At 30.9% G+C, this 20,153-nt stretch carries 12 protein-coding genes; 5 read left to right on the forward strand and 7 right to left on the reverse strand.

The annotated features are described in order from the left end of the window. Positions 1-13 precede the first annotated feature (13 nt). Entirely contained in the window at positions 14-1,141 is a 1,128-nt protein-coding gene (locus EI427_RS05280) for an efflux RND transporter periplasmic adaptor subunit (RefSeq protein WP_126612381.1), read from the reverse strand. A gap of 232 nt (positions 1,142-1,373) precedes the next feature. Between EI427_RS05280 and EI427_RS05285 the strand changes: the two genes are divergently transcribed. The 3 genes from EI427_RS05285 (at position 1,374) to EI427_RS05295 (ending at position 3,827) form a co-directional block, all read left to right on the forward strand. Continuing rightward, positions 1,374-2,450 (forward strand): sensor histidine kinase, encoded by a 1,077-nt coding sequence (locus EI427_RS05285; protein WP_126612383.1) that lies wholly within the window; start codon positions 1,374-1,376, stop codon positions 2,448-2,450. Next, the gene (locus EI427_RS05290; RefSeq protein WP_126612385.1) at positions 2,450-3,196 is read left to right on the forward strand and encodes a LytR/AlgR family response regulator transcription factor; all 747 of its coding nucleotides are present in this window, start codon (positions 2,450-2,452) and stop codon (positions 3,194-3,196) included. The genes EI427_RS05285 and EI427_RS05290 overlap by 1 nt, the downstream gene beginning before the upstream one ends. Before the next feature lie 175 nt (positions 3,197-3,371). After that, positions 3,372-3,827: a CBS domain-containing protein gene (locus tag EI427_RS05295; protein ID WP_126612387.1), complete on the forward strand. Its 456-nt coding sequence runs from the start codon at positions 3,372-3,374 to the stop codon at positions 3,825-3,827. A gap of 103 nt (positions 3,828-3,930) precedes the next feature. Here EI427_RS05295 and EI427_RS05300 read toward each other — a convergent pair whose 3' ends face one another. The 6 genes from EI427_RS05300 to EI427_RS05325 form a co-directional block, all read right to left on the reverse strand. After that, positions 3,931-4,614 (reverse strand): YceI family protein, encoded by a 684-nt coding sequence (locus tag EI427_RS05300; RefSeq protein ID WP_126612389.1) that lies wholly within the window; start codon positions 4,612-4,614, stop codon positions 3,931-3,933. Between the two features lie 26 nt (positions 4,615-4,640). Continuing rightward, on the reverse strand, positions 4,641-4,997 hold the full coding sequence (locus EI427_RS05305) for a DUF1523 family protein (protein WP_126612391.1): 357 nt from the start codon (positions 4,995-4,997) through the stop codon (positions 4,641-4,643). Between the two features lie 14 nt (positions 4,998-5,011). Beyond that, complete coding sequence (locus EI427_RS05310; protein WP_126612393.1) at positions 5,012-9,772, reverse strand: hypothetical protein; 4,761 nt, start codon at positions 9,770-9,772, stop codon at positions 5,012-5,014. A 9-nt stretch (positions 9,773-9,781) separates the two neighbouring features. Continuing rightward, complete coding sequence (locus tag EI427_RS05315; protein ID WP_126612395.1) at positions 9,782-10,453, reverse strand: ABC transporter ATP-binding protein; 672 nt, start codon at positions 10,451-10,453, stop codon at positions 9,782-9,784. Then, the gene (locus EI427_RS05320; RefSeq protein ID WP_170178399.1) at positions 10,392-13,520 is read right to left on the reverse strand and encodes a two-component regulator propeller domain-containing protein; all 3,129 of its coding nucleotides are present in this window, start codon (positions 13,518-13,520) and stop codon (positions 10,392-10,394) included. The genes EI427_RS05315 and EI427_RS05320 overlap by 62 nt, the downstream gene beginning before the upstream one ends. Before the next feature lie 266 nt (positions 13,521-13,786). Beyond that, complete coding sequence (locus tag EI427_RS05325; protein ID WP_126612406.1) at positions 13,787-14,818, reverse strand: LacI family DNA-binding transcriptional regulator; 1,032 nt, start codon at positions 14,816-14,818, stop codon at positions 13,787-13,789. 655 nt (positions 14,819-15,473) lie between these two features. Between EI427_RS05325 and EI427_RS05330 the strand changes: the two genes are divergently transcribed. Then, positions 15,474-18,476: a SusC/RagA family TonB-linked outer membrane protein gene (locus EI427_RS05330; RefSeq protein WP_126612408.1), complete on the forward strand. Its 3,003-nt coding sequence runs from the start codon at positions 15,474-15,476 to the stop codon at positions 18,474-18,476. Positions 18,477-18,490: 14 nt separating this feature from the next. After that, on the forward strand, positions 18,491-20,116 hold the full coding sequence (locus EI427_RS05335) for a RagB/SusD family nutrient uptake outer membrane protein (RefSeq protein WP_126612410.1): 1,626 nt from the start codon (positions 18,491-18,493) through the stop codon (positions 20,114-20,116). Positions 20,117-20,153 lie beyond the last annotated feature (37 nt).

Here is a 20,153-nt window from a genome sequence, read left to right on the forward strand (position 1 = left end):
ATAATTAATTAGGCTAGTTTCTAACTTGTACTGGCATTCCTTCTTTTCCGTTAAATACGGATTCGGTTACAATGATTTCATCTTTAGAAATACCTTGTATGAAATAGCTATCACCATTAATTTTTATAACATCAATTTCTTCTTGATGAAGCTTGTCGTCTTTAACAGTAAAAATGTATTTTGATTCGTTAACTGCTTCTCTTGGGATCTCTATAACATTGTGAATTTTATCTCCTCTAAATACAACACGCACAAACTGTCCTTCGTAAATTTCGTCACCTTTTTTAGGGTTTATTTTTACATAGACTTTAATAGTCTGAGAAGTAGGGTCTACAATATGTGCTTTTCGGCTTACATACCCTTTAATAATTTTTGTTTCGATACCATCAACTTCAACTTCGACCTTATCACCATTTTTAATCCATTTGGCATTCCAAGGTTCTACTTCAATAATTACCTCTAAAGCATCTGTTCTACTAATAACTCCAATCTCAGAGCCAGGAGAAGCAATAGAACCTGCTTCTAAACGAACCGATTTAAATGTTCCATTAAAAGGAGCGTAAACATTGTATTTTGAAAGAAGAATTTCACTCTGCTTAATAGAAAAATATTCTGTAATTAAATTTCTTGAAGCTAAAAAGAAACGTTCTTGATCTGTGTTAATTGGAGGTAATGAAGGTAGTGGTGCTGCAATTTTTATTTTTTTGAAGAAACCGTACCACTTATCATATTCTGGTTTATAATCTATTTTAATGTCGGGTAAAATAGAAGCAATAGTGTTCATAAAACTACTCTTTTGAGACTTTAATGAAGCTTCTATATCATCATCAAAAATGTGTACTAATTTTTGTCCTTTACGGAAAGTATTTCCTTCTTTTAAAGCAACATTAGTTCTCATTATTCTTCCGGCTACTTCAGAAGAAAGTATAAATGTTTGTGCGGCATTTACTCTACCAGAATATTTTTGAATATTATCAACATCAATATATTTAACGGTTTCAGCTTTAATAGATATTATTTTTTCTTTTTTGACACCTTTCTTTGGTTCTGGTTTATTTTTAAGCATTGTGTAGGTACTTACACTTGCTCCACCAATAATTAGAATAATTCCGATGATAGTAATGATATGTTTTTTTGCCATTTTATTTGATAAGTGAGTTGCAAATTTTTCAGATTACGAAATAACTAATCAAATTTGAGGTTGAATAATCTTTTCAACCAACCACTCAAACAATCCAATGAACATCAATAATCTATCAATTTTATGATTCATTGATGTTTTTGCCTTCTTTATAGGTAATTTTATGGTGTTGATTGATTGTTCTATGAAAATCAAAATAGTCTCTCTTTTTTTGAGGAAACGATAATACTGCATGAAAGAATATTTGAATTTTAAAATACCCCAATGGTCTTATTTACCCGTTAGTGTAATTGTAATATTTATTACAATTGTAGGGTTAGATGTATGGATTAGCATTGAGGTTCGGTTATTTAGAGCTATAACTTCAATAATTGTTTTTTTACTTGTTGTACTAGTTAATTCTAAGATTTTAGTTCCTAAAATTCTTATTAAAAAGAAGAAAACACTTTGGTATGTGCTAAGTGCAATTGTACTTTATTTTATTGGCATTAATTTGTTTCTCTTTTTTTCTAAGATGATGTTCCCGTTTATTGATCAAGATGTTTTTTTTACTGCTCATCCAGAAGCGAAGGCTAGGCTACAAGGTGTATTGCGTTTTGAATGGATATACCCGTTTAGTTTTGGAAGTCTGTTTGTTTTAATGTCAATCTTTATAAGTACCGTTTTAACTGTTAGTTCTTATGACGATCAACAAAAAAAGAAACAGCAACAATTAAAAGAAGGTAAAATTGAAGCAGAATTGAAGTTCTTGAGAGCTCAAATTAATCCTCATTTTCTTTTTAATGCTTTAAATAATATCTATACGATGTCTTACATGCAAATGCCACAAGCTCCTGATAATATCGCAAAGCTATCAGAAATGTTACGGTATTTATTGTACGATTGTAATGAAGACCTTGTAGAACTATCAAAAGATATTAGTTATTTAAATAACTATATTGATTTCCAACAGCTAAAAACAGAAGTACCTCAAAATATTAATTTTAAAATTGATGTAGGTAATCAATCTTCAAAAATATCTCCTATGTTATTAGAACCTTTTGTAGAAAATGCATTTAAATACAGTAGGTTAGAGGAAAATATGGATGGTTTTGTCAAAATAGAATTAGTAGAGAAAAACGGCAAGATTACCTTTAATGTTAAGAATACTGTTACTAAAAATCCTACTAGAAATAAAGTTGGAGGTATTGGAATAGAGAATGTTCGTTTACGTTTAAACTTAATTTATCCAGATAGACATCAACTGATAATTAAGGAAAACACAATAGACAATAACTTATTTGAGGTGGCATTAGAAATACAACTTTAATGGAAGACAAGAAGATAAAAACGATTATTGTAGATGATGAACATCTGGCAAGAAGTTTAATTGCAGATTATGTTTCTAAAGTACCTTATCTGGAATTATTAGGGACATTTAAAAATGCGATAGAAGCAATGGCTTTTTTACAGTCGAATACAATTGATTTGATGTTCTTAGATATACAGATGCCTAATTTATCGGGTATTGAATTTGTAGAATCTATGGGTGGTAATAAGCCTATGATTGTTTTTACAACTGCTTATTCAGAATATGCTATCAAAGGTTTTGAACTGAATGCCTTTGATTATTTGCTTAAGCCTATAACTTTTCCTAGGTTTTTGCAAACCATAAATAAAGTGGGTAAACAGTTTGAGTTATTAACATCATCTAAAAATGAGACCAATCAAGTTAACCACTCATTACCAGTTCAAAATATTACGACTAAAAATGATTCTATTACAATAAAGGCTGATTATAAATTATACAGAATTAAGTTTGATGAATTATTGTATATGGAAGGCCAAAAAGAATATGTTGCTTTTCATACATCACATAAATCTATACTTACATTAACTTCCTTAAAAAAGTTAGAAAATGATTTACCTTCTGAAAAGTTCATTAGAATCCATAAATCATACATTGTAAATATTAATGCAATTGAGACTTTAGAAGGGAATATGCTTGGTGTAAATGGAGTTGAATTACCTGTAGGGTTAAGTTATAGAGCAGAACTTTTGAAAATATTTGAATAGCAAACCTTACACAAAGAGTAAAGTCTAATACTATTTTGTAAAGCGAGGATTGTAATATTATTAGTTTTATTGCTTGATAATGTGTATATTAGGTAAATAAATAAAATTATTCTATTTAGTTTCTAGATGTATAATCACTCTGTAATAATTGTTCAATACTAATAATTGTCTCAAAATGAATTTTACACCCAAAAGAGTATTAGAGAATCCGCACGACATAAAACCGTATCCAACTGTAGAAAAGTACATGACTAAACAACTGATTGTCTTCAAGCCATCGCAAAACATAGAAGAAGCAATGGAGGTGCTAGTAGAAAAGAAAATTTCTGGTGCTCCAGTAGTGAATGAAGATGGTGATTTAGTGGGGATGTTATCAGAGAAAGATTGTCTACATGTAATTTTAGAAAGTAGATATTTAAATTTCCCGGCAAGTCAGGGGTTAGTAAAAGACTATATGACGAAAACGGTAGCATCAATTTCAGCTGATAAAGATGTAGTAGAAGTTGCGATGATATTTGAAAATTCATCATTTCGACGCTATCCAATAGTAAAACGTGGGAAATTGATTGGTCAGGTTAGTAGAAGAGATATTCTTCGAGCAGCTGTTGACTTGAAATCAACAACGTGGTAGATATTGCCTTTAATAACTAGCTAGATATCGATTAATGATACAAAAAATGCCGGTGAGACATATAATCTCATCGGCATTTTTGTTTTATGAATATTTTCAAAAACTACTTCTTTGCAAAAAGCTGTAATTCAAGTTCTACATCATCAGAAATTGTTTTGTCACCTAAACCTTCAAAGAAAGATCCAGATCCATATTTAATTTCAAATTTAGTTCTATCAAAAGTAATATCAGCGATTGCATGCATAGTGCCATCATGCGACATTAATTGAGCAGGGAAAGTGATTGAATTAGTGATTCCTTTAATAGTTAAGTTACCAGTAACTTTAAGTTCTCCAGAATGTTCACCATTTTCTACTTTCGTAACTGCAAAATTTACAAATGGAAACTCAGCAGCGTTAAAGAAATCAGCACTGTGTAAATGACCTTTCAATTTAGCATTCATGCTATCGTCTACAGGAATATCATCTACTGTAAGTGTAGTAACATCCATATCAAAAGAACTACCTTTTGCTACAGTACCGTTTTTAATAATTACAGCACCTTCTTTAAGCATCATTTTACCAAAATGTTCACCAGTCACTTTTTTACCAGTCCATTTTATAAAGCTTTTTTGCGTGTCAACTTTGTAAGTACCATCACTCAATTTTACTTCATCATGTTTATGACTGTGTCCATGATCGTGGCTATGGCCTTCTTCTTGGTGCTCAGTACTCGATTTTTGTTCGCCACAAGAAATCATTCCAATTAAGAATAAAAAGGCGAATAGGATGTTTAAATTTTGTTTCATAAGTGTTAAAAGTTTAGTTGTGTTATTTACTCGGGTTTACTAACCGAAATAATGTTAGGATACATGGATAGAAATGGAATTCTAAAACCAACAATACTAAAATCATATTTTTTGCCATCTTGAATTTCAGCATAAACATCAGAAGAATTAAACTTGAACCAAATCCAAGTATCTGTGTTTTGAAAGGTATGAGGCTTGTTATTGGCATCTAATGCATAAATTAGATACTTATCGTTGTGTTGTTCACCTTGTTTTACAGAACCTCTAATACGTTCCGTTTTATTTACAGTTGCAGTAACTGTTCTTCTATTAACTTTTGGGAAAATCCAGCAGATAAAAAAGAAAACAACAACTGCAATGGCAATATAAAGATATTTTTTCATGATAATTATAATTTTTAATGGACCATTTTTAAAGGACCTTTTAACCTGTTTTTACGTTTTGTATTTTTCTCAATATACCTAATTTCAACTTTTGCTTTTTTATCATGTTTAAAATCAGGTTCCATAAGTGGTGATAGAGTAGAAGCTACTCCGCTCAAAACTGTTTTTACCCAATAATTAAAGATAAATTTATTTTGATTTCTTACGTTATAAATATGTCCTTGTTTCATTGATGGGAAACGAGGGTTTTCTTCACGAATCAATAAGTTTGCAACAGAACTAATAAAAGCCCTTCTTTTTAATTGGCCGCTTCTGTTTGTTTTATCTTTTAAAACATCAACCTCAAGGTTCTTATATCTAAATTGCATGTTACCCATGGCCACAGAATCGTCTGCAAGAACTTTAAAATACATTCTTTTTAAATGCCCATCTTTCACTTTTACTAATTCAAGACGTTCTAATAAAGGGTTTAGTTTTACAAGTTCCATTTCACCAACTTCACCTTCGTAATAATATGTTCCTAAAGAGTCTAATGGAGGAATTCTAAAGTACATTTTAAGCTGACCTCCTCCTTCCATTAAAGTACCTTTTACGTACATTTCTGTATAAGGGTCAATATTTATCTTACTAGTATCATTCGTGATATTAAAGATTTGCCCAGTAAAATCATTCAACTGAAACTGTCCAGACTTAGCTGTCTCTTCTTTATCATCTTGATTAGAACGTATACTTCCTTTGTATTCTTCATAATCAACATGACTATCAGTAATTGTAATTGTATCTAATCGCATTAATACTGGCATTGTTTCCAGTATTGTATGGATCATCTTAGGGTCTTTTTTCTGAGGGTCTACTGGAACAGTTTTATCTCTATATGCTGATAGAGATAACCTATCTATTTCTACTCCATTTAAATGAACATAATCATTAAAGAAATAATTCTTAAAATGGAATCCTCTAAGTAAAAGATCATTAATGTTTAAGTCTATTCTATCGGTCTGATACTCGTTTGCTAAACCAAATAGTTTCTTTGAATATTGCGGAATTAACTTAAAGTTCTTGAGGTAAACGTCTGAATAGTGGGAATTAAAATTTAGAGAATCAAAACCAAGTGCATACATATTATTGCTAAGTACATATACATTTTTACCAACATTTACATCTATAGATGCAACTTGAATATAGTTAGTATCAAGTTTGATTGTTTCTTTGTCAATCGCTATTTCTTGAATAACTACATTGATATCTCTAATTGTATTTTCATGATTTTCAGTCATGAATGAATAGTTGTGTTTTCTTAACATTGCAGAATCATCAACAACCTCAGTTAAGGTATATACATCAATTGGATTACCTTTTGTGATGTTTACAATGTCTTCAATCATTTTTGATTTTTCTTCTTTAGTATACCTTTTTCGATCATTTATTCTATTGATCTTTCGGCTATACTTATCCAATTGTTTTGGACTAACTTTATCCTCATTTAAAGGAGTTCTGGTATTCTCTCTACGCATTAAGCGTGAAATATTATTTTTCTGAACTCCTTTGGCTGGGTCTCTTAGGGTAACTTCACTCTTATCAATTTGAATATAATTGACATGAATGCCATTGAATTTAGTTAAAAGATCTTCTATTTTTTCTTTAGGAAATGTTTGTTCAGCAAAAGTGCCTTTCTTGACTACTTTTTTCCTTTTTGATGCATTTACAAATTTAATTTCCTTCGCAATTAAACTGTCTATATCAATTTCTTTGTCTTCGATTAATTTTTTAAGTCCAGCTCCTTGAACTCTAAGGCTCTTTACGTTTAAAGAAATTAATGAGTCTAAAATATTCACAGCTTGATTTCCTAAAACTGGTGTTATACCTGTAGACAAGAGCAATAAACTATCTCCTTTAGTATCAAGAACAACTTTATTTGATCGTATTTTATAATGAGAATCGTCATTCTCTATTTCTAAACCTTTAAACTCAAGAAATATATCTTTAGGTAAAATTGTTTCAATTTCTTTATCTATACCAGGTTTTGAACGTAGATCATCAAGAACTAGACTACCTCCATAGAAAGTCATGTATGTTTCTTTACTATTTTTATCTGTATAAAGAAAGCCAAGATCATCAACCTTAATGTTTACTTTGTCAATACCTAAATAATTAAGAGGTAGGGTAGTTGCTGCCTTTTTCTTTTTCCTCTTTTTTACACTTTGATCGATAGAAATAACACCTCTTGCTCCGAATATATTGACAGAGTCAGCATCTATTTGCTTAAGATCTATCAGCATTCTAAGATCTAGCCCATAAATATCCATACTATTTACACCACTAAGAATGTGTTGATCTCTATATACCTTTTGCTCTGTAGGAGAAATTGTTAAACCATTGATTCCAAATTTCTGCTTTTCAACATTAAAATGAATATTACTAATAATTAATTGATGGTGAATTTTATCTAATGGAAGGTAAATATCGTCCATTAAGAAAGTGATGTTTTTCCAATCAACTTTTTTGTCTTCAAGTACAAGATTTTCAACATCAATACCCGTGCTTTCTGCTCTAACAATTAGCCCTTTTTCTTCTTGATATAGTGAAATTGGACCTTTTCTAAGATGGAAATCAGCAATTTCTAAGTATTTAAATGGTAACCCTTTAGGCTTTTTCTTTTGAATTTCGTCTTTATCAGATAATTGATCTAACTGCTGTTTAGCTTCTTTTAAAGGAAGGTTAATTTCAGAACTAGGAATATCGACAAATATTTTACCGAGGAATAAGGAGTCAGAATGAATGTATCTTCTCCATCCTATATCAGCAATTGATATGTTTTTAATATAAGTATCAATATCAACATGTTTTTTATTCTTATTGGTAGAGTTACTTAGATTAATTCCGTTTAAGTTCAGCGTACTATCAGTTGTTGAGAATGTAGTTTTTTCTAATAAAATATCATATCCACTAACATCTGGAACCCTAATGTCATTTACAGTTAAAAGTGCATTTTCTAATTTAAATTCTTTTGGGTTATGAAGAGGTAAAACCAATGAATCTAGATTTAAATTCAACTTTTCTACGGCAATTTTATTTTGATATTTATGGTCTTTAGGGAGATGAATTTGAATTTTAGCATTGGTTATTTCACTTTGATTTAAAGCAAAATAAAGTGGTTTTGAATTTTTCTGCTTCTTTACTTTCTCTTGTTTGTGTGTAGGAAGCCATATATCTACTTTAGGTTGATCTACTAATAAATGATCATAATTCATAATACTATCAAGTGGCTTTTTTAAAAAGTCTCGATAATCTATGTAGTCTAATGTTATGCGTTTAGCGCTAGCATCAATATATGTTGTCGAAGTAGAATCTGGTACTTCAATAGAAGGTCTGAAGGCAGGAGAGTAGATGTAAAGTTTTTGCCATTTAGAATGATAAAATAACCCACCTACTTTAGCATATTGATGATTAGGAAAATACCAACTCTGGTAACCTAATTTTATTGTAAAATTATCAAAAGCAACAGGGATTTTGTTCTTAAATGTAGTATTTGATATAGTTACATCTTTAACGTTTATAGTTAAATCATTTACCTTTCTTTTCCCAGTTTTAGCAGATTCAAATTTGGTTTCAGCATTTAAAACCTGTAAGCTATCAATAATTATCTCTTTTAAGAAAGGAGGTAATTGGGGTGTTTTTTTATTTTTCTTTTTAGCTGAATTCGAGAGAAATTGAAGATCGGTCTGAGGTTGTGTAATCTCTACTTTTTTAAGGTGTAAAATGCTATCACTTAATATTTCTTTAACATTAATTCCATCAACGTAAAATATTGGTATTGTAGCATTTACTAATGAAGATTTCTTTTTAGAATTGTTTATTTTATAAAGGGAAGTACTATAAATTAGGAGTGAACTATCTAAAGTAGAGAAGCTTATTTTACCAAAAGATAGACCCAAAGGTGCATTCTCTAATTCTAATCGGAGATCGTTTGTACTAAATTCTAAAGACCCAACATGTAATGGAAATAATTCTTGTTTTAAGGTAGTATTATCTAAGTAAATATCATTTATATCGCCAGAGATCTTACCTAGAGAAATTTGTTGTTTAATATTTTTTGTGTGATCAAAATACTGAACACTAGAATTTTTTATTTCTATGTTCCCAATTCGATATCTATGAAATTTATCAGCTTGTTTATTATAGAATTTTTTAATGTTTAAAAACTTATCGTGTTGAACCTCTTCTTGTGGTTTTTTCTTTTTTCCTTTCTGATATTTATGTAAATCTGTAGTTACAGAATCAATAAGTATATTACCTACGTAAACTTCTTCTTGAAATAAAGCCCTTAAAAGTGAAATATTTTGAATTGAAATAGTTTTAGCTTTTACTTCAACAATATTTCTTTTTTTATCAACAGATGCATATTCGTTTTGTTCAATAAATAAACTGTCCGGTGTATATACGGCATTAGATATTGATATTGAGCCACTTGAAAGAAAATCGTGAATAGACCAGCCTGATATTAGTTGAACATTAATACTCTCGTATTCAAGGTTATACTGTTTATTAGTTGATGTTGAAACTGTACGTTTTAATCCTTCTCCAATAAGTTCATCAGGGTAGTATTTTAGAGCAGTATGAATACCTATTACAAGTGTTAAAAGTAAAACAATTGTAGAAATAAAAAGGTACAGGCATATATTAGCTAGAATTCGTCCTATACTTTTTTGCCTACTTACCTTCTTTTTTTTAGGTTCTTCTTTTGGGGTGTTATTTTCTTGCTCTTCAGTACTCATTTATAAGATCTAAGAATGAATATCGTCAGAAAGATCCATTTTTCCATCACTAATCCATAATTGTCTGTCAGCCATTTTAGCTAATTCATGATTATGAGTAACAATTACAAAAGTTTGGTTCATTGTATCTCTAAGCTCAAGAAACAGGTTATGTAGCCCTTCTGCATTATTAGAATCTAGATTTCCACTAGGTTCGTCTGCAAATATTATTAATGGGTCATTAATAAGTGCTCTTGCAATAGCACATCTTTGTTGTTCGCCTCCAGATAACTCTGTAGGTTTATGTTCAAATCGATCGCCCACATTTAGTAGTGTCATCAATTTTTTTCCTTTTTCTTCAACTTCGCTCATTTGTTTACCGGCAATTAAAGCAGGCATACAAACATTTTCTAAAGCAGTAAATTCGGGTAAAAGATTATGGAATTGAAAGACAAAGCCAATTTTTTCGTTTCTAAATTTAGCTAAATCGTCGCCAGATAGAGAGGTGATCTCAGTATTATCTATCCACACTTGACCTCCATTAGGAAGGTCTAATGTGCCTAAAATTTGTAATAAAGTACTTTTTCCTGCTCCTGAAGCGCCCATTATAGAAACGATTTCATTTGCTTTTATTTCTAGATCAATCCCTTTCAGTACGTTCAGTTTTCCGTATGATTTTATGATCCCCTGTGCTTTCAGCATAATTTGTTTCATATTTGAATCCGACGACCATCATATCGTCACCTTGCTCTACGCCTTTTTTCCAATTATTAAAAGTGGAGTAGAGTTTACTACATTGCTCTGCAAACGGAAGCGAAGATACTTCAAAAAGTAGTTTTTTAAAGTTTACTTTTTTAAATTTTTCGCCATCTATATTAAATTGGTTAGAAAAACCGTCCGAAAATAAATAACAGATAGCATTTTCTCCTAATTGCATATCAAAGTTATCAAAACTTGGAGTAACATCATTAAAAACTATCCCGATACTGCAAAAATTACTTTTAATTGTTTTCAATTCATCATTTTCAACAATAATTAGTGGTCTTCTAGCACCAGCAAAGTTTAAATTCCTTGTTCCTTTTTCAAATCTGCAAACAGCTATATCCATACCGTCACTAATTACAGTGTTTTCAGAGATATTTAGTGCAGATTTTAAATTCATATCTAACTTAGATAAAAGTTCAGCTCCTTTAATATCTGGGTAGTCTAGAATTAATTGATCAAGTAATTGATTTCCAATAATAGAAATTAATGCAGCAGGAACACCATGGTTAGTACAATCAATTAATAAGAGATAAATGTATTTGTCATTTTCATGCAACCAAGTGAAATCCCCTGTTACTTCACTTTTAGTTATACTTAAATTAAATGATTTAGGAAATAGTCTTTCAAATTCTCCATCGCAACCTATTAAAGCATTTTGGATATTTGCAGCATATTTTATACTTCCTCTAACTCGTTCATTAATCTGTCGAAGTTTCTCATTAGTATCTTCTATAGTTTCTTTTGCTTTTTCTACTTTAACTCGAGCATTTTTAATTTCTCTGGTACGTTCCACTACTTTTTCTTGTAGAATATCTCTTTGAATACGTTCTTGTTTAATTGAATAATAAAAGAAGTAACAAATAAGAGATACAAAAATTAATACACCGAGTGCTCTGATACTTCTTCTTTCAAAAAACCTTTTTTGTATTGTAAATTTAAAATCTTGACTGATTTTAGAAGCAATTCCTCTAGCGTTTAATGCTTGTAACTGGAAAATATAATCACCAGTTGGTAGGTTTGGGTAAAAGGCTTTTGAATTTGGAGTAAGGGGATGGAAGTTATCTTCGTAACCAATTAATCTCCATTTATATCTAATTTTTGAAGGTACATTCATTGATATGCCTACAAAATCAATAGATATATTATTCTTGTCGTGTGGTAATTCTAAATCTATAGGTAAATGCGTACTTAAATCAATCCCGTTGCTGTAGTTTTCCCAATCAAATTTATCTGAAAACATTTCTAGTCCTTCATAAACGATAATAGGAGGGGTCATGCTATAAACTTCATGAGAAGGATTTATCTTAATAGCTCCTTTTTCACTTCCAAACCATAAATTTTGGTTGTGATCAACACTGCAACTACTCTTGTAATAGAGCAAAGAATTAAATCCTTCATCTTTGCCATATAGTTCAATTCTTACAAGGTCGTTTTCTAAAATTGTAATATGATTGATACCGTGATTACCTCCTGCCCAGATATTTCCGTTTTTATCAATACCTATTGTGTTGATAATATTTAAAGCTAATTTTTCGTCTTGAAAACTGATTATTCTATCAGCTCCTTTGTGTAATTTACAGACACCACTATCAGAAGTAGAAATCCAAAGATTATCATTTTCATCCACAGCTAAATCTGTGATATAATAACTAGGAGAGGTTAGATGCTTAGGATTGAATACAGAAACTACATTAAAATTTTGATCTATTTTTACTAGTCCTTTTCCACTAGTAGCAACCCAAAGAGTTTTTTTATCATTAGAATAGATAACTTTTGTAATTCTAGACCCTCCAATCTTTACATCAAAAGTTTTTATTAATTGTAATTGTTGGTCTTCAATTTTATAAAGGGAATTACCAACAAAAGAATAAGTGTTCTTTCCTTTATTAAACAGGATACATGGTTTTCTAAAAACCTTATCTTTGTTAAGGTTTTTAGAGATAGTAACCCATTTATCTGTTATCAATTTATAAACACCATTGTTAGTACCAATTATAATATTATTTGTTGAGTCTTCAATTATATCGAGGTACCTGGTTTTTAATGGTAGCTTAACTTTCTTTTTTAGTGTGTTATTTTCTATGAAAGTAAGCGCTGATTCTGAACCTAAAACAGTTAAGAAATCACGTGTTTGAAAAGTTTTTATTATCCTTTCATCAATATTAAATTTTTTTCCATAGAAAGTATATGCATCATTATTATATCTGAATATACCATTGTCTGTTGCTATCCAGATACCATCTTCATCATCTTCAACAATAGCTGTTACATTATTTTCTATACCATTACTTTTATTGATGTGCTGTGTTATTTTTCCATCTTTTGTAATGTAAACACCATCAGACTTAGTACCAATCCAAAGGTTTTTATATTGATCTACGAGAAGTGATTGTACATGAAGGTTTCTTAAGAATTGATAAGGAGAAACATCACTGATATTATTTATTATTCTTACCCCTTTGTTAGTACCAATTATCGTTTTGGTTTTATCGAAATGTTTTATGACATTAATCTCTATATCATTATCAAATACTATTCGCTTGATAACTGAATCTTTTTCAATAATGAAAATACCATGACTTCTTGTTCCAACCCATAATTTCCCTGTGTTATCACTTTTTAAGCAGGTAAAACGACTAATGTTTTTTGGTAAGTTGATGTTTTTAATTTTATCAAATTCCTGATTTAATTTAAAAACATGACCTTTTGAATTGATACCATACAATGTTTTATTTATAGAATCATATTCTATATCTCTTACACTATATCTAGTTTTATTATTTACAAGATATTGTTTGATTTTTCTATTTACTATTCGATTAATACCGTTTGTAGTTGCAACCCAGAATTCGTTTTTTTCACCTTCAGCAAAGTCTAAAATTCTATTGTCTGATAAACCTAGGTGTGCATCTATTGTAATAAATGATTGGCTATTGTTAATACTAATACCTCCTCTTTGAGTACCTGCCCATATACTACCATGCGGACCTTTAATTAAAGCCATACATGAGTTGTCACTTAATCCATTATGGATTGTGAAACTAGAAATATTGTATTGTTGCCCATAAGATAAGGGTGAACATAGAAATAGAAAAAATACTATTAAGTGTTTGGACATAAGAGAATGTACAATGATGCTATCGAATATAAAGCAAGATAATAGATTTTAGAGAAATTTATAAAGAGTTTATTGTCATTTGTTGCCTAAATACAAAAAGCCACCTATTATAGAGGTGGCTTTTTATAATGATACTTAAAATAAAATATTATTTATCTCTGTGTACTAGATTCTCTTTTTATGAGTTTACTTTTAATAATCTCAGTTCTTGGTTTAAACTCTTTATCTTTTTCTTCGGCTTTAATTTGCTCAAGAAGAAGAGTTGCAGCTTGTATTCCAATATCAATACCTGATTGCTCTATTGAAGTTAAAGGTGGTTCGAGTAACTTAGACAAGCGCCAATCTCCAAAACCTACAATTGAGATGTCTTCGGGTATTTTTAGACCTTTATTTTTTACCGAAGTCATAGCACCAATTGCTGTAACATCATTATTTGCAAAAATGGCATCAAAACTTAAATCAGAATCTAAAAGTTGTTTGGTAACTTCTGTAGCTTCTTTTAAGTCTCCAAGCGGGCAAGGAATAATTAAGTTGTCATCAACAGCTATTTTATAATCTCTAAGAGCAGCTTTGTAACCTTCTTTTCTATTAATTCCAATAGCAAGATTATTAGGACCACTTAAATGGACTATTTTTTTACAACCTTGCTTAATTAAATGTTCTGTAGCCAAATAAGCACCATGGTGGTCGTCTGTAATTACTTTACTAACATCAAGTTCATCAGAAACTCTGTCAAACATTACCAAAGGAACACCTTTACGAACTAAGCTTTGAAGGTGAGATAAATCAGTAGTTTTCTTTGTAGTTGAAATTAATAAACCATCAACTCTACTAGAATACATTGCTTTTGTATCTACTACCTCTTGTTCTATACTTTCATTAGAAATACAAATCATAACATTATAACCTTCATTATAAGCTACAGTTTGAACTCCTGAAATAACATTGGCAAAAAAGTCATGGACAATTTCTGGAACTATAATACCTAGCACAAAAGATTTATTGTGTCTTAAACTTAGAGCTAATGAATTAGGTTGGTAGTCCTTTTCTTTAGCCAGTTTGTTGACAGCATTTTTAGTATCCTGGCTGATATCTGGATGATTTTTGAGAGCACGTGAAACGGTTGATTTAGAAATCCCCAATTCATTTGCAATATCTTGCATTGTGTATTGCTCTTTCCTCATACTATTAGATTGTAATAAATTAGTTCAAAATTGTATTGTATTCCGAAAATATAGATAAATGGAATGAATAGACCTATTTAATCTACTAAAAATCAAAAAAATTGCGCAACCGATTGAAAAATGAAATTTCATTTTTTTTGTGTTTTTCTCAGTAAAACTTCAATATTTTTTCATTGTGTTTTTACACCCCCTAAAATGTGTACAAACTACGTGTTTCTATAAGGTTGTGTAATAATCGTTAAATCTCTTAAATAGTCTTAAATAGAATTTTATATATGTAAAATGATATTTAGTAGTATTATTGTTCTGTTTTAATTTAATTTTTTAATTAAAAATATTGTGTTAAATTAAAGCTATGTTAAAGGCTATTAAAAAATTCAAAGTCTTTTAACTTAAAGTTTTTTAATAAAAGTGAAAAATAATTCTTTGTACTAAAAGAATAAGTCACTATTTTGCATTAGCAACGAAGGAAAAACTGGATTTGCTAATTGTATTTTTTCAAGATTGGATTGGATTAACATACATGTGATCTTTAAATGGAAATGAAAAAAGATTCATCTAATTAAAAATATTACACTGATATGATCTATTGTAATTAATTCTATTCTAATCCTATTTTTAATAAATACCTGTCTATTTGTCTAATTGTTTAAGTATGAAAATGAGCATTAACTCTACATGGCGTTTAGCTACAACGATGCTACTTTTATTGTTCTCTTTAGTGACATTCGCTCAAGATAGAACTGTACAAGGTACTGTTGTAGATGAAAATGGCGACCCACTACCGGGTGTGGCTGTTTTAGTTAAAGGTACTACTAAAGGTGGTACAACCGATTTTGACGGTAAATTCAAAATTTCACTTGCAGATGGCGATGATGTATTAGTTGTAAGTTACATTGGTTACATGGCACAAGAGGTGCCTGTAGGAAATGCAGCAACAATTGATGTGTTTATGGAAGTCGATGCAGAGCAACTTGAAGAAGTTGTAGTAATTGGTTATGGTAGCGTAAAGAAAGAAGATGCTACAGGGTCAGTCCAAGCTATTAAAGCTTCTGATTTTAACCAAGGTGCAATTACTTCTCCTCAAGAATTATTAAATGGTAAAGTAGCTGGTGTTCAAATGACGAACTCTGGTGGTGCTCCTGGTGCTGGATCAACAATCCGTATTCGTGGAGGGTCTTCTTTATCAGCTTCTAATGATCCTTTAATTGTAATTGATGGTGTACCAATTGATAACGAAGGTGTCACAGGTATGCAAAACCCTTTAAACACAGTTAACCCTAATGATATTGAAACATTTACAGTTTTAAAAGATGCATCTGCAACTGCAATTTACGGTTCAAGAGCATCAAATGGAGTAATTATTATTACAACTAAGAAAGGTTCAAGTGGTAAGTTAAAAATTGATTATTCGGGTAATGTATCTGTGGCTACAGTGCCAAAGAAAATCGATGTTTTAAATGCTAATGAATTTACTGAAGTATTAAAACAAAGATATCCTAACCAAGCTGCAGTTACAGACTTATTGGGTTCAAATAATACAGACTGGCAAGATCAAGTATATTCAAATGCAATATCTACTGATCATAATGTTGCTGTTGGTGGTTCAATTGCAGATGTTGTTCCTTTTAGAGCGTCTGTTGGTTACACTTACAATGATGGTATCCTAGAGACTTCTCACATGGATAGAACTACTGTGGCATTAAACTTAACTCCTTCATTATTAGATGATCATTTAAAAGTAAATGTGAATGCTAAATATATGAATGTTCAAAATACATTTGCTGACAATGGTGCAATTGGTAGTGCTTTACGTTACGATCCTACTCAACAAGCTAAAGATCCTTCAAGTGAATTTGATAGATTTGGAGGTTACCATTCATGGTTAGATGCAGGTACAGGTGATCCAATCACTATTGCAACTGCTAACCCAAGAGCTCTTTTAGATCAAAAGGCAAACACTTCTGGTGTAAATAGATTTGTAGGTAATGCACAGTTAGATTATAAATTTCACTTCTTACCTGAATTAAAAGCTAATTTGAATTTAGGTTACGATTACTCTAAATCTGATGGTAAAACATTGGTACCTACAAATGCAGCATTCATGTATGCTAGTGGTGGCCAGTATTCTCCTTATAAACAAGAGAAAAAGAATGAATTATTAGACTTTACTTTACAGTATGTTAAAGATCTTGAGTCAATTGATTCTAGATTAGATGTGATGGTAGGTTATTCATGGCAACATTTCTGGAGAGAGGAATATAGTTACACAAACAACTATAATAATGATCAAACTCCTCCTCAACAACCAGAAAAAATCTTCCGTACGGAATCTTACATTGTTTCATTCTTTGGACGTTTAAATTATACATTCAAAGATAGATATCTTTTGACTGCAACTGTTCGTCAAGATGGAACGTCAAGATTTTCTCCTGAAACAAGATTTGGTTTATTCCCAGCATTAGCTTTCGCTTGGAATATCAAGAAAGAAGGGTTCTTATCTACATCTGATGCAGTAAGTTCTTTAAAATTACGTTTAGGATGGGGTATTACTGGACAACAAAATATCGGAAATGGAGATTATCCATATTTGAATACATATACTGCCTCTCAAAATACTGCAGATTATGAGTTTTATTTACCTGATGGTTCTCCATATTATTCTACAACAATGCGTCCAGGTGGATACGATAAAAATATCAAATGGGAAGAAACTACTACTTATAACATTGGTTTAGATTATGGTTTCTTAGATGATAAAATTACTGGTACACTTGATGTTTATCAACGTTATACTACAGATTTACTTAACGTGATTCCTGTACCAGCTGGATCTAATTTAACTAACCAATTATTAACTAATGTTGGTGATTTAGAAAATAAAGGTGTAGAATTCTCGATTAATTATAAGGCTATTTCTACTTCTGATTTCCATTGGGATCTTGGATACAATGTAACTTATAACGAGAATAAAATTACGAAATTGACACAAGTAAATGATCCAAATTACAAAGGAGTATTTACAGGAGGTATTGCTGGTGGTACTGGTAATACAATTCAAATTCATTCAGAAGGGCATTCTGCAAGTTCTTTCTTTGTTTATGAACAAGTTTACAACAATGATGGAAAACCATTAGAAGGTGTTTACGTTGATCAAAATCAAGATGGTTTAATTAACGATGATGATAAAGTTAGAAAAGAAGACCCTGCTCCAACAGTATATATGGGTATTACTTCTAAAATGACTTATAAGAATTGGGATTTCTCATTAGCAGGTCGTTGGAACTTTGGAAATTATGTATACAATAACGTAGCTTCTAATAGTGCATATTATGCAGGTATGTACACAACAACAGGTGGTGGTTACTTAAGTAACTTAAATAGTGATATTAAAAATACAGAATTTGAAAACCCTCAGTATTTTTCTGATTACTACTTACAAAATGCTTCATTCTTCCGTCTTGATAACATCATGTTAGGTTACAATTTCAATAATATTAAAAATGGTGCAATCTCTATGAGAGTATATGGTACTGTAAATAATGTTTTTGTTGTAACACCTTACAAAGGTCTTGACCCAGAAATCAGCGGAGGTATTGATAATGATGTATACCCTCGTCCAAGAACATTCTTGGTAGGTGTTAATGTTGGATTCTAATTGAAGAAATAATAATGAAATTAAATAATATAAAAAGAACGCTAGCTGTTGTTGCATCAGTTGCAGCACTATCGTTCACATCATGTGTAGGTGATTTGGATACGACTCCAATTGATCCTAATACAATTTCGGGAGCAGATGTTTTCGATGACCCGTCAAATTATACAAAAGCCTTGGCTAAATTATATTCAGGCTATGTTGTAACAGGTCAAGTAGGTCCTGCAGGTGATGCAGATATTGGAGGTATTGATGAAGGTGCTTCTCAATATATTCGTAGATACTGGGAGCTTCAACAATTTCCAACTGATGAAACAATCAATGGTTGGGCAGATGGTAACTTACCAAAATTAAGTTACATGTCTTGGGGTTCTAACAACGAGTTTATATCTGCTTTGTATTCAAGAATTTTCTATCAAATATCTATTTGTAATGAATTTATACGTAATACAAAAGATACAGATATTGTAGTTGATGGTCTGTCAACTAAAGAAATGTACAATGAGGCTCGTTTCTTAAGAGCATATTCTTATTGGCATGCCTTAGATTTATTCGGGAATGGTATACCATTTACAACAGAAGCTGATGGTGTTGGTAAATTTTTACCAAACCCTGCTGGTAAATTAAATGGACCAGAATTGTTTAATTACATTTCTTCTGAATTAAGAGCTGTAGAAGCTGATTTATCAGCACCTGCTCCTGGAGCAGAAACAGGTAGAGCAAACCAAGCTGCTGCATGGATGTTATTATCTAGGTTATATTTAAATGCAGAGTCTTACGGGCAACCTGCTAAATATGATAGTGCATTACTTTATACAAATAAAGTATTGAATTCAGGTTATGCTTTGGTAACGAATAATCAAGGTTCTACATATTCTGCATATCAAACTTTATTTTTAGCAGATAATAATACTTCTGGAAGTGAAATTATTTGGTCGCATAACGAAAATGGTTTAAGATCTAAATCATATGGTGGTTCTGCATATCTAATTCATGCTTCTATTGGAGGTACTATGGATGCTACAGAATTTGGTGTGAATGGTGGATGGGGCGGTAATCGTTCTATGAAAACATTAACTCAAACTTTACAATATAAGTCAGTTGATGATAGAAACTTAGTCCACACAGATGGTCAAAAAGAAGAGATTAATGATCCAACTCAGTTTACCGAAGGTTATGCAATCGCTAAATTCCGTAATAAAACAAGAGCTGGAGCTCAAGGTTCAGATCCTACAGGTGACTTTGTAGATACAGACTTTATTGTATTTCGTTTAGCTGAAGCATATTTGAATTACGCTGAATTAGCGGCAAGAGGTGTTGCAGGAGCTTCTCAATCTCAAGCATTAAACTATGTAAATGCATTATATACTAGAGCAAATGTACCTGTAGCAGAACACCTTAAAGCTTCTGAAGTGAATGTTGAACAAATAATTAAATATGAACGTTCAAGAGAGCTTTATTGGGAAGGTTTAAGACGTACAGATTTGATAAGATTAGGTCAATTTACTGGAGGTGCTTATGTTTGGCAATTTAAAGGTGGCGTTAAAGATGGTGCTTCAACATCATCTATCTATAATGTTTGTCCAATACCTTCATCTGATTTAGGAGCAAACCCTAATTTAGTTCAAAACCCTGGTTATTAATTCAATACTTCCTACACTGTAACCATACAGTGTAGGA

It is taken from the genome of Flammeovirga pectinis (assembly GCF_003970675.1).
Lineage (GTDB): Bacteria > Bacteroidota > Bacteroidia > Cytophagales > Flammeovirgaceae > Flammeovirga > Flammeovirga pectinis.